At 46.0% G+C, this 13,477-nt stretch carries 12 protein-coding genes; 5 read left to right on the top strand and 7 right to left on the bottom strand.

Annotation, left to right across the window (positions count from 1 at the left end; genetic code table 11):
- Positions 1 to 92 precede the first annotated feature (92 nt).
- The 3 genes from EQP46_RS06110 to btuD all read left to right on the top strand — a co-directional run bounded on the left by EQP46_RS06110 (position 93) and on the right by btuD (position 2,968).
- Positions 93 to 1,166: a succinylglutamate desuccinylase gene (locus EQP46_RS06110; protein WP_129492802.1), complete on the top strand. Its 1,074-nt coding sequence runs from the start codon at positions 93 to 95 to the stop codon at positions 1,164 to 1,166.
- A 63-nt stretch (positions 1,167 to 1,229) separates the two neighbouring features.
- Complete coding sequence (gene btuC, locus EQP46_RS06105; protein WP_129492801.1) at positions 1,230 to 2,216, top strand: vitamin B12 ABC transporter permease BtuC; 987 nt, start codon at positions 1,230 to 1,232, stop codon at positions 2,214 to 2,216.
- Positions 2,213 to 2,968 carry a vitamin B12 ABC transporter ATP-binding protein BtuD gene (gene btuD / locus EQP46_RS06100; protein WP_129492800.1) on the top strand — a complete coding sequence of 252 codons (756 nt, stop codon included), beginning with the start codon at positions 2,213 to 2,215 and terminating at the stop codon, positions 2,966 to 2,968. The genes btuC and btuD overlap by 4 nt, the downstream gene beginning before the upstream one ends.
- 61 nt (positions 2,969 to 3,029) lie before the next feature.
- Here the strand turns inward: btuD and EQP46_RS06095 are convergent, their stop codons facing one another.
- The 3 genes from EQP46_RS06095 to EQP46_RS06085 all read right to left on the bottom strand — a co-directional run bounded on the left by EQP46_RS06095 (position 3,030) and on the right by EQP46_RS06085 (position 5,836).
- The gene (locus EQP46_RS06095; RefSeq protein WP_129492799.1) at positions 3,030 to 3,479 is read right to left on the bottom strand and encodes a tellurite resistance TerB family protein; all 450 of its coding nucleotides are present in this window, start codon (positions 3,477 to 3,479) and stop codon (positions 3,030 to 3,032) included.
- A gap of 233 nt (positions 3,480 to 3,712) precedes the next feature.
- The gene (locus EQP46_RS06090) at positions 3,713 to 4,123 is read right to left on the bottom strand and encodes a VF530 family protein (RefSeq protein ID WP_129492798.1); all 411 of its coding nucleotides are present in this window, start codon (positions 4,121 to 4,123) and stop codon (positions 3,713 to 3,715) included.
- A gap of 108 nt (positions 4,124 to 4,231) precedes the next feature.
- Positions 4,232 to 5,836 carry an ABC-F family ATPase gene (locus EQP46_RS06085; RefSeq protein ID WP_129492797.1) on the bottom strand — a complete coding sequence of 535 codons (1,605 nt, stop codon included), beginning with the start codon at positions 5,834 to 5,836 and terminating at the stop codon, positions 4,232 to 4,234.
- An 874-nt stretch (positions 5,837 to 6,710) separates the two neighbouring features.
- Here EQP46_RS06085 and EQP46_RS06080 point away from each other — a divergent pair.
- Positions 6,711 to 7,400 carry a c-type cytochrome gene (locus EQP46_RS06080; protein WP_240671673.1) on the top strand — a complete coding sequence of 230 codons (690 nt, stop codon included), beginning with the start codon at positions 6,711 to 6,713 and terminating at the stop codon, positions 7,398 to 7,400.
- Between the two features lie 94 nt (positions 7,401 to 7,494).
- Here EQP46_RS06080 and EQP46_RS06075 read toward each other — a convergent pair whose 3' ends face one another.
- The gene (locus EQP46_RS06075; RefSeq protein ID WP_129492795.1) at positions 7,495 to 7,758 is read right to left on the bottom strand and encodes a glutaredoxin family protein; all 264 of its coding nucleotides are present in this window, start codon (positions 7,756 to 7,758) and stop codon (positions 7,495 to 7,497) included.
- A 362-nt stretch (positions 7,759 to 8,120) separates the two neighbouring features.
- Between EQP46_RS06075 and EQP46_RS06070 the strand changes: the two genes are divergently transcribed.
- A complete protein-coding gene (locus EQP46_RS06070; protein ID WP_129492794.1) occupies positions 8,121 to 9,464 on the top strand; it encodes an endonuclease/exonuclease/phosphatase family protein in 1,344 nt (447 codons plus the stop codon).
- A gap of 72 nt (positions 9,465 to 9,536) precedes the next feature.
- Here EQP46_RS06070 and trhO read toward each other — a convergent pair whose 3' ends face one another.
- The 3 genes from trhO to EQP46_RS06055 form a co-directional block, all read right to left on the bottom strand.
- Positions 9,537 to 10,517: an oxygen-dependent tRNA uridine(34) hydroxylase TrhO gene (trhO, locus tag EQP46_RS06065; RefSeq protein ID WP_129492793.1), complete on the bottom strand. Its 981-nt coding sequence runs from the start codon at positions 10,515 to 10,517 to the stop codon at positions 9,537 to 9,539.
- 209 nt (positions 10,518 to 10,726) lie between these two features.
- Positions 10,727 to 12,403, bottom strand: a complete 1,677-nt coding sequence (locus tag EQP46_RS06060) for a GMC oxidoreductase (RefSeq protein WP_129492792.1) — start codon at positions 12,401 to 12,403, stop codon at positions 10,727 to 10,729.
- Between the two features lie 446 nt (positions 12,404 to 12,849).
- The gene (locus EQP46_RS06055) at positions 12,850 to 13,263 is read right to left on the bottom strand and encodes an OsmC family peroxiredoxin (RefSeq protein WP_129492791.1); all 414 of its coding nucleotides are present in this window, start codon (positions 13,261 to 13,263) and stop codon (positions 12,850 to 12,852) included.
- Positions 13,264 to 13,477: the final 214 nt, after the last annotated feature.

Here is a 13,477-nt window from a genome sequence, read left to right as displayed (position 1 = left end):
TTGTCACATTGTTAGATTTGTATATTGTCTAAAAGATACGATCAACCACCGTCATGGCGACAAAAAGGTGGGTATAAATTAGGGACAATATAATGATTAATAGTTATCTCTCTGGTGGCTTCCTGCAACATACGCTATATCCTCCTGCTAACTTTGCACCCCAAGTGTTTACCTTAGACAATGGGGTAGAAGTGAAGCATCACGATATTGGTGTCGTTGAAATCTCACCGCCAAATCCGACGAAAGACATTGTTATCTCTTCGGGCATTCATGGTGACGAAACCGCGCCCATTGAATTAGTCGATAACTTGGTAAAAGACATCGTGGAAGGGCTGTTTGTGCCCACAGAACGCACGCTGTTTATCATCGCACATCCCACGGCTATTCACGCTTACACGCGCTTTATTGAAGAAAACCTAAATCGACTTTTTGCTGGTGAGAACGATCACCGAAACGCCGAGTGCGTATTGGCAAATAGGTTACAATGTCACGTTAAAAATTTCTTTTCGCTTTCGACAATGAATACCGGTGAAACATCCCGGGAGCGATGGCACTTTGATTTGCACAGCGCCATTCGAGATTCGAAGCACTACATGTTTGCGGTTATCCCAGCATCAAGCCACGCAACGGATATTCGCCCCTTGGCGTCGTTCCTACAATGCGCTGAAATGGATGCCATGCTGTTAAGCCGAACACCCTCTTCAACGTTTAGTTGGTGGAGTGGAGAAAAGTTTGGCGCACTGGCAGCAACATTTGAGATGGGTCGTGTCGCGCCATTGTATAAAAACGACATGACAGAGTTTGAGCCTCTGAAACAGGGCCTCATCGCCTTACTCAGTCACAAAACGTACGACGCTTCAGCAAACAGCAAACCGTTTGATATCTACAAGGTCAGCCGAACCATCACCAAAACGGACGATGCGTTTACGCTGGCATTCAGTAACGATGCGGCAAATTTTACCTTCTTTAAAGAAGGCGAGGCGTTAGCGGAAGAAAATGGTAAAGAGTACGTGTCAGAGGTTGGAGGAGAAGCCGTGGTGTTTCCCAATGCTAACGTCGCCGTGGGTCAGCGTGCATGCTTGCTCGTAAAACCGTTTACCCCAGACTTCTCGCGACCGCTCTATGTGAATGTAGAGCGCGATCCCGGGCCGATTGCCGCGAGTTAGCGCTTTTCATTTATGATGCTTCTCTGTATGGTTGGCGCCCATTGATGTTTAGATCGTAAAACCATGCATTTACTTCAACTTGTTGAGCGTCGAACGCGACGTTGGCACCTTTCTTTAGGCATTGCATCCGCACTCATGGTTTTGTGCGCGGTGTTATCACTTTCAGCGGGGGAGATATGGATTACACCGTTCTTCTATGACTCCCCGTTAGAACACCAATTACTGATGGAACTGCGTGTTCCTCGCGTGATTGCAGCCATTCTTATTGGTGCATCTCTTGCGGTCTCAGGGGCTGTGCTTCAAGTGCTTCTTGGTAATCCCTTAGCAGAACCTGGCGTGCTTGGTATTTCTGGTGGTGCAAGCCTCGCCTTGGTGATTGTGCTTTTCTTGTTTCCTTCATTAGCGAGTCAATATGGGCTGATGGCGGCTGCCATGCTAGGCGCGCTCGCCTTTACGGCCATACTGGTGTGGCTTGCCCGAAAACGCACCATGTCTACGGCAAGATTGCTTCTCATCGGTGTTGCCTTGGGGATCTTGTCGGGTGCAATTGTCACGTGGGCGTTTTATTTCAGTTCAGACCTTAACCTGCGTCAATTGCTTTACTGGTTGATGGGCAGCCTCTCGGGTGTTCACTGGGCGCAATTGACGCTTTCGGTGTTGGTTGTTCCTGCGGTGTTGTGGCTTTGCACGCAAGGCAATAACCTTGACTTGATGATGTTAGGAGAGACACCGGCAAAACAACTGGGGCTGAATATCCAAACGCTTCGCTGGCAGTTGATCCTCACGGTCAGCGTGTTAGTGGGTGCATCAGTCGCGATGGCGGGCGTCATCGGCTTTGTTGGGCTAGTGGTGCCACATTTTCTGCGTTTATGGTTAGGCACAGAAAATCGCTTCTTGCTTCCTCTGTCAGCGTTAGCGGGGGCTTCACTCTTGCTTGTCGCTGATACCATCGGTCGCATGGCCATTGTAGAAGCAGAATTGCCTGTCGGTTCGGTAACCACGACGATTGGTGCGCCGCTGTTCATTTGGATGTTGTTGAGGCGCGTATGATCGAAGCAAAAAATGTCGCGTTGTCGACCCGCTTAATGCCACTTAACTTACGTGTTGAACCTGGCGAAATTGTGCATCTACTCGGCGCGAACGGAAGCGGAAAAAGTACCTTGCTTGAACTTCTGTCTGGTTTAACTGAAGGACAGGGACATGTCTCCATTGATGCAAAACATCTGGATGATATTGACAGCAAACATTTGGCAAGACAGCGTGCCTATTTGAGCCAGCAGCAGCGCCCAGCGTTTGCTATTGGTGTCTATCAGTATCTCCGTTTAAGTTTGTCTGCGCTCAAAGCGATCGACCCGACATCGTTAGAAAAAGCGGTCAGCGACGTTTGTATGATGTTGGGCATTGAAGACAAACTTAACCGGAGCACAGACCAATTATCCGGGGGCGAATGGCAACGTGTTCGCTTAGCGGGCGTGTGTTTGCAGATTTGGCCGGATATTAATCCTGACGGGCGATTCTTACTTCTTGATGAGCCCGCGACGGCATTGGATATTGCTCAACAAAGTGTCATGTACAAAATGGTGCGTCAGATTGCCGAGAAGGGCATCGCGGTCGTCATGTCTAACCATGACATCAACAGAACGCTTACGGACGCAGATCGCGTGTTACTGCTGAAAAATGGGCATGTCGTGGCGCAAGGCAAACCGGAAAGTGTCATGGACGTGGAAACGTTAGAGCAGGTGTTTGGAACACGGCTTAAGCGCATTCATGTTGACGGGCAGATGTTGATGCTTAGCGAATAGTAAAAAGACTTGCTTCGGCAAGTCTTTTTGTTTGATAGCCATGATGAGTACGATATGCGGGTTACTCAGGTTGCGCGTCCAATTTCGCTTTAATGAACAGCGCATGATCCACATACAGTAGCTCGGCGGTTTTACGGATAACGGATTCTTCCAGCGGATCCAGCCGCCCATCAGCGTAAGCCACTTCCCACATCGCTTTGATCAATGCGAACCGTTGCTCAGGCTCTAGCTGACGCAATTTATCCGTGTAATCGTAAAGTGACACGGATTGTGATGACTCTACGCGGGCTTGTTCGACAAGACTTTTGGCTTTTTCATCGTCAATGTCGAGCAACACACTCAGCATCCTCGTTTTTGCGGTTTCTTCGCGTTCGTCGAGTTCATGATCTGCACTAGCAACTTCACACAGCAAGCCTGCCATCGCGCGTTGATAAAGATGTTCATGAGATGCTGCGCTGCCGCCATCTTCGGCAAAGACTTCTCTAAGAATGGATGACAGTTTTGAAAACATGCTTACTTCCCAATTTAATTCGTGTGACTGACTAACCTTATTGCAGCCTAGCACCGCTTAAACCTAAACAGCATCTTGAGGTTGTTTAGGTATACGTGTTTAACGTTAAGAGTGGCTAACAACACGAAAAGTTTCACGTTCTACAGATAAGAAAAAGCCAAACCCATGAAGGTTTGGCTTGTTTTGCTTCGTGCTATTCGACATTACGTGCGAAATGCATAACCGAATGTCGGTTAACGGCGGTTAAAGCGACCGCGTGAAGAACGCGCCTTATGTGCAGATGCCGCTTTTGCTTGTGAAAGCAAAATAGATTCAACCGTTAATTCCATTGGCTCACGGGGTTCAATGCCGTGTGCAAAAGTACGCGCACGCGGTGGCATTTGAAACTCTGCTTCGCTCGCTTTTGGCATACGTTTGAAGCGGTATAGATAGAAGTTTTCCAGCTTCTCACGTGCCCATTCGGTTTTCTTCAAATACTTCACACTGCTCGCAATCGTTGGTTTTGTGCTGAAGCAGTTAAAGCGCATGGCTGTATCAAGAATTTCCCAGCCGTAATGGTCAACCAATTGGCTCAACATGTCTTCAAGCTTGAGGCCATGAAGCGGGTTGTTTTGTTGTAGCTCAATGCGTTCTTGTTCTGTCATGAAGAGTGTCTCCATAAAAAGTTGTCGTGCGCTCAATGGCACACGACACGTTGCCTATTCTGACGACGGATAAACACCATCGCGATTGCTCATGTTTACTCTTTGCGCTTATGCCACGTTCAATATTTTTTGTTGGTGCGCCAAGTACTCGTCGTAAGTTCCTTGGAAATTAACCAACTTCTTGTCTTTTACATCAATGATTGATGTGGCAAGCGAAGAAACAAATTCGCGGTCATGACTCACGAAGATCAATGTACCAGTATAAACCTTCAGTGCGTTGTTCAATGCTTCAATGGCTTCTACATCCATGTGGTTCGTTGGTTCATCCATCACAAGCACATTGATGTCTTGCATCATGAGCTTGCCAAACAGTAGACGGTTCTTTTCACCACCTGAACAGTTTCGGGCTTTCTTGTTTGCATCGTCCGCCGTAAACAACAGGCGACCCAAGATACCGCGAACCATCAAATCATCATGTTTAACGGTGCGCCACTGTGAAATCCAATCAAAGATGGACAAGTCATTGTCGAAATCTGCTGTGCTGTCTTGTGGGCAATAACCGATAGACGCATTTTCAGACCACTTCACAATGCCTTGGGTTTGTTCTAATTCGTTCACCAGGCAGCGAAGTAGGGTAGTTTTGCCCACACCGTTCTCGCCAATAACCGCTAAGCGTGTGCCGGCTTCGAGTAACAAATTTCCTTTTTCGAATAACACTTCGTCGCCAAAGGCATGACCAAGATCTTGAATTTCTAGCGCTTGACGGTGCAATTTCTTGCCTTCACCAAAGTTGATAGAAGGGCTAATGCGGCTAGATGATTTCACTTCATCAAGCTTGATTTTGTCCATGCGTTTAGCGCGAGAGCTCGCTTGTTTTGCTTTCGATGCGTTTGCACCAAAGCGGTTAACAAACTCTTGCAGCTCGCTAATTTCAGCGGCTTTCTTGGCATTGCCCGCTAATAGCTGTTCGCGGATCATGCTCGATGCCTCTAAGAAGTAATCGTAGTTACCTGGATAGATGCGCAGTTCGCCGTAATCGATGTCCGCCATGTGTGTACACACTGAATTCAGGAAGTGGCGGTCATGCGAGATGATAATCATGGTGCATTTGCGCTGGCTTAACTCTTCTGCAAGCCAGTTGATCGTGTGAATGTCCAAGTTGTTTGTTGGTTCGTCCAACAACAAAATATCTGGGTTCGCAAACAGGGCTTGCGCCAAGAGAACACGCAGTTTCCAACCAGGCGCGACTTGCTGCATCAATCCAAAATGCAGTTCTTCATCAATACCCGCTTGAAGCAAGATATCACCCGCGCGGCTTTCCGCAGTGTAACCGTCCATTTCGGCGAACTCGCTTTCTAGCTCTGCCACTTTCATGCCGTCTTCTTCGGTCATTTCAGGTAGAGAGTAGATGCGGTCACGCTCTTGCTTCACTTCCCAAAGCTTGCGGTCGCCCATGATCACAACATCGATAACATTGAACTGCTCGAACGCAAACTGGTCCTGGCTCAGGACGCCGAGCTTCAACCCTGGCGTGATAGACACATTGCCAGAACTCGGCGTAAGCGCGCCGCTAAGAATCTTCATGAAGGTGGATTTACCACAGCCATTCGCGCCAATAAGGCCGTAACGGTTGCCGTTACCGAATTTCGCAGAGATGTTTTCAAATAAAGGTTCGGCACCAAACTGCATGGTGATGTTAGCGGTAGAGATCAAAGAAGTATTCCTAGGGTTAAGGTTGACAGTTCGAAGTGGGAAAGAGGTCAACCAGCAGAAATGTCATTACGAATAGATAGGCGGCGAATTATACAGATTTATTTAACAAACGACAGATATGAGACCTAAATCACGTTAGAAATCTGCATCTAAATGTCAACGAAGTCATTTGTGTGGTTAAGCGATATCGAGATTGATTTTGAACACATGAATACCGCATGACATACGTGTAACTTACGGAGCGACTCGGCAACACTAGGTCTCTCGACTGAATATACTTGTTGTTTGGGTATAGATGGCGTTATGAAAGAGTGACTATATTATTGGATTGCCAGTATGATTATATGGATGAAAAAATAATAGGCATAGCTATTGCGTGTATTGAAAAGCATATTAGCGAGGGTGGGATGTAAGTATTCTTATTCATATAAATATAAGATTAAAGTTATATATAAAACACGTTTCACCTTCATGTTTTAATACGTCGTGTATAATTTCTCATTTATGCGCTAGATCAACGTAAACATCCTTCTTTCTTTGAATTTAGTTCTATACTCGGTTTACGGCGGCACATCATTTAAACCTTTCTTAGTCAATGAGTTGAAGGTTTACGGTGTGCCTTCTGGCTTACCCGTCGAATATTTAAAATGACATGTATTTTTACATAGTGAATGTTTGATGGGTAATGAAAGGCAGTATTTAAGTCAAAGATGTGGCTCACAATTAATAAAAAGGGATTCCAATGTTGAGATGTATACTTTTTCTTGTTCTTAGTTGTTATTCGTTGGTTGGGTTAGCAGATGATAGAAAACTAGAGTTCGTATTAAAGCAAGGTGACACAGTTATATTTGATAAAACACTTAAGATAGCAGAGTTGGATAAGGCATCGAAAAACCATACGCTATCCTTTACATCACCTGTTTACCATCAAGATATGGTTTACAACGGCATGGACTTCATTGATGTGGCAACGTTTGCTGGCATCGACTTTGCGAAAGTTGAAGAAATTAAATTCCATGCATTGGATGGGTTCATTGCTACGTGGTCAAAAGGGGTGACCGAAAGCCCATTGGTTGTTGTTACCGGTGAAGAAGGGAATGACGCACTGTTTACGGATATCGGTGAAGGTAAGCAGGTATTGAACCCTGGCCCATTTTACGTGATGACGACAGAGCCCAGTGAATACAAAAAATGGACGTGGCCATTCCAAGTTTACAAAATTGAATTTAACTACGAGAAACCTAAATCCGACTACTTCCCTGTAGGGGCAAAAGAAGATTCAACGGTGATGTCGGGTTACACCACTTTCAATAACCTTTGTATCTCTTGCCACTCTGTCAACTTGGAGGGCGGGGATATCGGTCCAGAGCTCAACATTCCTCAAAACATTACAGAGTATCGAGACACGGAGTACTTAATGGCGTTCATTAAGAATCCGAATTCTTACCGCGCCAAGTCGCGTATGCTGATGTTCGAACATCTGTCAGATGCTGAATTGAGCGCCATCATTGATTATCTAGCGTTCATGAAAGACCACAAAATGCTGGATAAAATTGATCAGTAATAGGTGTCGTCTTCACAGGCAATACCATGTTGGCCAGTGAGCGAAAGTGAAAGGTTCTGGTACAAAAAAAGGCCCGTAATGGGCCTTTTCAGTGTTAACTGGCAACGTTCTCTTTCAAGTACGCGATAATATCATCGGATTCATACATCCATTCCGCCGTGCCATCTTCACTTTCGATGCGCAAACACGGCACCATGCTTTTACCACCTTCAGAGATGAGGCGATCACGCGCGTCTGAATCTGTACCTACGTTCACCAATTTGATGTCAATACCCATGTATGTCATTGCTGCACGTACTTTTAAGCAGTACGGGCAGTAGTCTTTATGGTAAAGGCTAAGAAGTGCTAAGTTTGACATAAATAATCCTTATACATCTGAGAGATTGGGTCTACTTACTTGCCTAAAGTAGACCTCACTGTTCTTAATTCCCTTTCATCTTAGTCCTCTTTATACCCTGATCACCATAGCTTTGCGCTGAACAGACCGTTTCTTGATACTTTGGGTGCCTGAATGCGCTTAATGTTTGCCCTATGTGTGCATTTGCTGTTTATATTTTGCACGGTGACGTCTTTGCCTGAATGGCTAATCCAACATGATCTTAAAAAAAAGAGCCTCCTAAACGCTGAAAGCGACGATGTTTATTCGTACACAAGTATCCAAATCATCATGCAGTGGGTGGGGTTTGGAAAGTGACGATAGAACAAGTCGAGGACATGATAATGAAGATGCGTAAATGGGGGATTGCATTACTGTTCAGTGCATTGACCTTGATGGGCTGTAAACATGAAAAAGTGACGGTGGCGTCGTTCAATCTTTCCTTTGATCGCGGAACGTTTGAGCAACTTGTCGATGAAATGAAAACATCGAGGAAACAACAAAGGCGACTGGTTGATGCCTATGTGAATGACAAAGACGGAATGAGTGACGAAGAGAGAGAACGTGCGGAGAAGATCATTCAAATTCGCAATGTTGCAGCGATCATTCAAACCACACGCCCAGATATTCTGATGATAGGCGAATTTAACAACGACGGAAATGGCATCAAGCTAAAGGCCTTAAAAGGCTTTCAGAAAAACTACCTTTCTCATGGTCAAAGCCCCAACAGTATCGATGGTGGAGACAGGCTAAAACCCATTAAGTATCCCTTTAAAGAAACCTACGCCACCAACACTGGCTTGAATAGCGGGCTGGATTTAGATAACAACGGTGATATCGGTCAATTGCCGGGGGATGCGTGGGGGTTTGGTTTTTATCACGGACAGTATGCGTTTGCATTGATGTCGACATTTGAGATTGATAAGAAACGTACCCGAACATTTCAAACCTTTAAATGGAAAGACCTCCCGAATGCAGAGAACCCGCGGGTTGTGAATTGCGATGATCCGAACAATCCCATTCCTGAGGGGCTGGGGTGTGGTGATGAGTGGTATTCAGAGCAAGAATGGCAACGCATGCGGCTTTCTTCTAAGAATCACGTTGATGTGCCCATTAAGATTTCAACTCCGTTTGGCGACGACGTTGTGCACTTATTGCTTTCACACCCAACGCCGCCCGTTTTTGATACGGTAACGGAAAACAACAAACTCCGGAATCGTGATGAAATTCAGTTCTGGATTGATTACATCGACGATGCAGGGTTCATTTATGACGACAAAGGCAAGATTGGCGGGCTTTCCAAGAAAGCGCACTTCGTCGTGATGGGCGATCTGAATGCTGATCCTTTGGAAGGTGACGGTTTTCAAGAAACCATCGGCGCTTTGCTGTCGCACCCTCGCGTGAATCAAACCGCAACAGAAGGGAATTTAACGCCCACCAGCACTGGGGCATTGGAGGCAAACAACCCAGGGCAATACCCTGAACGTGTTACCAGCACCTTTGGTTTGCGGGTTGATCATGTCATTCCATCTGCGGGCTTACACGTGATTGAGTCTGGTGTGTATTGGCCTGCAAGTGGTGAAAAAGGCCGATTACTGATGAACGACGAGCGGGTAGGACAGTATGGCGATGGTAAGGACATTTCGTCAGACCACCGATTAGTCTGGAACGTTGTCGAGCTCTACTAAACGCTTTTGGGCTATCTGGAAAAAAGAAACCGAGCGCAATGCTCGGTTTCTTTTTTGTGTGTGGTGATGCGTTTATCGGCGTGAGCGTTGTTGCTGTTTCAACGCTAATTTTTCTGCGCGACGCGCTTCTTTCTGTTTGATGGCGTCGGCACCCACGTGGGTTTCTCCGCGCGCTGCAGCCAATTGAACCTGTTTTTCTCGTTCGCGGAAATTCGCTAATTGTTCTTCAGTGTGTGTACCGAAACATTTTGGGCAGCTGACACCTTGTTCAAACTGCTGCGACTGTTTGTCTTCTTCCGTGATCGGTAAACGACATGCATTACACAAACTGTAATCACTTTGCTCTAGCTGGTGGTTCACGGCAACGCGACCATCAAACACATAGCAGTCACCATTCCAAAGGCTGTTTTCTTCAGGAACATCTTCAAGGTATTTAAGAATGCCGCCCTCAAGGTGGTACACCTCATCAAACCCTTGCTCTTTCATATAGGCAGTAGATTTTTCGCAACGAATGCCCCCCGTACAAAACATCGCAACTTTCTTGTGCTTCGCCGGATCCATGTTTTCCTTTACGTAATCAGGGAACTCGCGGAAGGTTTCTGTGTTTGGGTTTACCGCACCTTCAAATGTACCAAGTTCAATTTCATAGTCGTTACGGGTATCAACGACGAAAACCTCGGGGTCAGAAATCAGCGCATTCCACTCAGACGGTTTTACGTAGGTGCCGACCACATGACGAGGATCGATGCCTTCTACACCCATGGTGACGATTTCTTTTTTGAGTTTCACTTTGGTGCGATTGAACGGCTGTTCATCAGAGTAAGATTCTTTGAAATTAATGCCAGCCAATCGTGGGTCAGCATTCAAATAAGCGAGCAGGGCGTCAATGCTTTCGCGTTTGGCGGCCACAGTGCCATTGATGCCTTCTTGTGCGAGCAATAATGTTCCGCGAACTTCATGGTCATTCATCAACGCCGTTAGGGGCGCTTGAATGTCTTTATAGTCCTTTAATTCAACAAATTTATACAATGCACAAATGACAAACTGACTCACACGGTATCCTTTCACTACAGGTTTGATTAACGGCGAATAGTGTAACTGAAGGACGCAACGATAAACATGCAACAAAATTGTGGTTATTGCGATACAAATACGCAAAGTTTTAACAAAGAATAACGAATGAACACCGCGATGACGCAATTTAAAAAGCCGAGACGGACTCGGCTTTGGTTTTGGAATGGATCTACCGTTTAGATAATCACTTAGAAGTCCTCTTGGATTACCTTCTCAATGTTTCTTTCCGCCAGTGCAGCGATAGTCAACGAAGGGTTTGCGCCACCTGTATTGCCGGGGATCAACGCGCCATCCATGACATACATATTAGGCAGCCCTTTAACACGGCCATACATGTCTGTCGCCTTACCAATTTCCATACCGCCAACAGGGTGAGCACCGGTAAAAATGACATCATCAAAACCAGGTGCACCAAGACGCTGCCAGTTTCTGATGGCCATATTGGTGTTTACTTTTCGCATCGAGTTGGTTGCATCTGCTTCGAGGGATTTAGGGTAATGCAACACGGCGTCGTCTTTCGCTCCGTCGTAATAGAAGTAACCGCGGCTGTTAAAATCTGCAGTGACAGCAAGCGACATTGAAACGCCCACTTCAGCGATCGCGGCATTGGCCCAGTTCTCGGCGACAATCGGACTTTCCCCGTGATCTTTTACATAAATGGCTGACGGTGATGGCGATGCTTGAGGCCCGCCTTGAGGTAAACCAAACAGAGACTGCCTAAAGGCCATACGGTTGCCGTTGTCACCCCAGTTTTTACCGACATAATCATTCAGCTCAGGCAGCGTCCCTTTCGCTTTCGCACGCACCAGCATACGCGGGGTGTGATACGCGCCTGCCGCCATGATGAGCTTGTCGCATGTGACGGTTTTTCGATGAATGATCTCGCCATAGGGGTCGTATTCGACAATATCGAGTTCATACAAATCCCCATTCCGCGAGATTTCTTTCACCTCATGGTTGTGGTGAACCGTAATGTTGCCTGTCGCTTCCGCCATGGGAATGTAGTTTTGATCTAGGCTCTGTTTACAGCCATTACTGTTACCGAAATTGGTTAAACCAATGGTGCTCGAGGGCAGGGATTGTCCTGTCATTTCTTCTCTGACCACGTTCCAATCCCAGTTGCCGTCGATTTTGTAGGAGTTATAGCCCGTTTTGGCCGCTTCTCTGTCCCAATCTCGGCAATGTTTAAAGGAAAGGCTGTTGTAGATGTCATCCGGCATTTGGCTGTAATTCAACACTGACTTCACGCGCGGATAATAGGTATTCACCATTTCGCTAAAGGTAATCTCTGAAGGGAATAGGCGCTCGAAGTATTCCTGTTTAGGGACTGCCTTGACCCCAGTATAAATAACAGAACCCCCACCCACGGCGGTGCCGAGCAAAATATCAGACCCGCCACGGTAGTTTTCCCCTTGACGATCGATGATATCGAGCACACCGCAAAACTTATCAATGCTTTGGGTTTGGATGGAATTGAAGAAAGGAAGTCGGTAAGTGAGCGCAGGAAACGTTGTGGTTTCGCGGTGCCAGAACATACGCCCATCGGCGATCATGTCGTAAGCAAAGATTTTCCGAAACTTGCTCAACGGCCAGCGGTTACCACGCTCGATGATAGCGGCTTTTATTCCTGCTTGACCGAGTCTAAGCGCACTTACAGCACCACCAAACCCACTGCCAATAATAAGAACGGGATAGTGATAGGAGAGCCTCGGTGGTGTACTGAATAATTCAGGAACCAACAATTTATAATTGATCGGCAAAAGGGATGTTATGGCTTTTGTCTCACTGGAATAGGGCGCAACAGCCGCAGCGACTGAAACGCCAATGGTGGATTTTACAAATTGCCTTCTCTTTGGGCTTTCCATTTCCTTCTCCTTGATTGTTTTACACAGAGAAATGTATGACGTCGCATACAATCAACAGGATTAACAATGAAAGTGACTGCATAAGCATCAGTTTTATCGTGATAAATCAGCCATGAAGACATGAAATAATCAATGCTTCATTGGCTAGAATGATATACACAATGTTTATGTGCCTAATGCTCATGGTTGAGAATATAAGCAAATGTTAATGGACGTTAGGTCTTGGTCTGAAGGTGTTCACACGCTTTGCGCAGTGGAAGAAAATGAGCCAGCCTGTTTTGTCTACGCAGATGCTCATCACCACCGTGTTTACGTGTAAATAGTGACCAGAGGATAAGAGTAAAAAAGTGCTGTTTGGGGGTAAACAGCACAAAAGTCGCTAATGATTAAACGGTGTTAAACATGTAGCTCATCATCAGAAAAGACGTTGCATGGGGGATGGGATATTATTTTAAAGACAAAGATAAGGTGATGTCTGTGCCTGAAAACAGGCGAGAAACGGGGCACTTTTCTTTCGCAATAGCACCCAACTCCTGAAGTTCTTCGTTTGATAAACCCTCTGCTGATACCTCAGAGGCCAATTCAATCAGCGTTATTTTTGGTCCATCATCTTCGCCGAGATGCACTTTTGCCGACGTGCTGATCGTCGGAGAGTAGTTTTTTTCTGATAACAACGCAGAAAGAAACATGGAATAGCAACCTGAATGGGCTGCGCCAAGCAACTCTTCTGGGTTTGTGCCTTTACCTGTTTCGAAACGTGACGCGAAAGTGAATGGGCCCGTGACATCGCCATATTTCATGACACCATTACCGTTTTTTAATGTTCCTTCCCAAACTGCGCTCGCATGTTGAACTGGCATAATTCATTCCTTATTTTTTCAAAATCGTATTTTTAACGTAACCAACTGGGTGAACCGTAAACAGCACACGAAGACATTTGCATCATGGTGCTGAGTGACGTTCACAGCACAACTATGTGGCTTCTCTATTCGGTTCACAACAGAAGAGATATTTACGTGGAGCATAGAAATTCTTTACTGTTATACGGTTGAGAAACCATGAATAAAAATTAGA

Origin of the sequence: Enterovibrio baiacu (assembly GCF_004120195.1) — a bacterium.
GTDB lineage: Bacteria > Pseudomonadota > Gammaproteobacteria > Enterobacterales > Vibrionaceae > Enterovibrio > Enterovibrio baiacui.
This window is presented reverse-complemented; position numbering and strand designations above follow the sequence as displayed.

Bases quoted from the DNA above. Each gene is read 5' to 3' on its own strand.
- EQP46_RS06070 (WP_129492794.1), top strand. From the start codon at position 8,121: ATGAAGATGCGTAAATGGGGGATTGCATTACTGTTCAGTGCATTGACC.
- EQP46_RS06095 (WP_129492799.1), bottom strand. From the start codon at position 3,479: ATGTTTTCAAAACTGTCATCCATTCTTAGAGAAGTCTTTGCCGAAGAT.
- btuD (WP_129492800.1), top strand. From the start codon at position 2,213: ATGATCGAAGCAAAAAATGTCGCGTTGTCGACCCGCTTAATGCCACTT.
- EQP46_RS06075 (WP_129492795.1), bottom strand. From the start codon at position 7,758: ATGTCAAACTTAGCACTTCTTAGCCTTTACCATAAAGACTACTGCCCG.
- EQP46_RS06060 (WP_129492792.1), bottom strand. From the start codon at position 12,403: ATGGAAAGCCCAAAGAGAAGGCAATTTGTAAAATCCACCATTGGCGTT.
- EQP46_RS06090 (WP_129492798.1), bottom strand. From the start codon at position 4,123: ATGACAGAACAAGAACGCATTGAGCTACAACAAAACAACCCGCTTCAT.
- EQP46_RS06055 (WP_129492791.1), bottom strand. From the start codon at position 13,263: ATGCCAGTTCAACATGCGAGCGCAGTTTGGGAAGGAACATTAAAAAAC.
- btuC (WP_129492801.1), top strand. From the start codon at position 1,230: ATGCATTTACTTCAACTTGTTGAGCGTCGAACGCGACGTTGGCACCTT.
- EQP46_RS06110 (WP_129492802.1), top strand. From the start codon at position 93: ATGATTAATAGTTATCTCTCTGGTGGCTTCCTGCAACATACGCTATAT.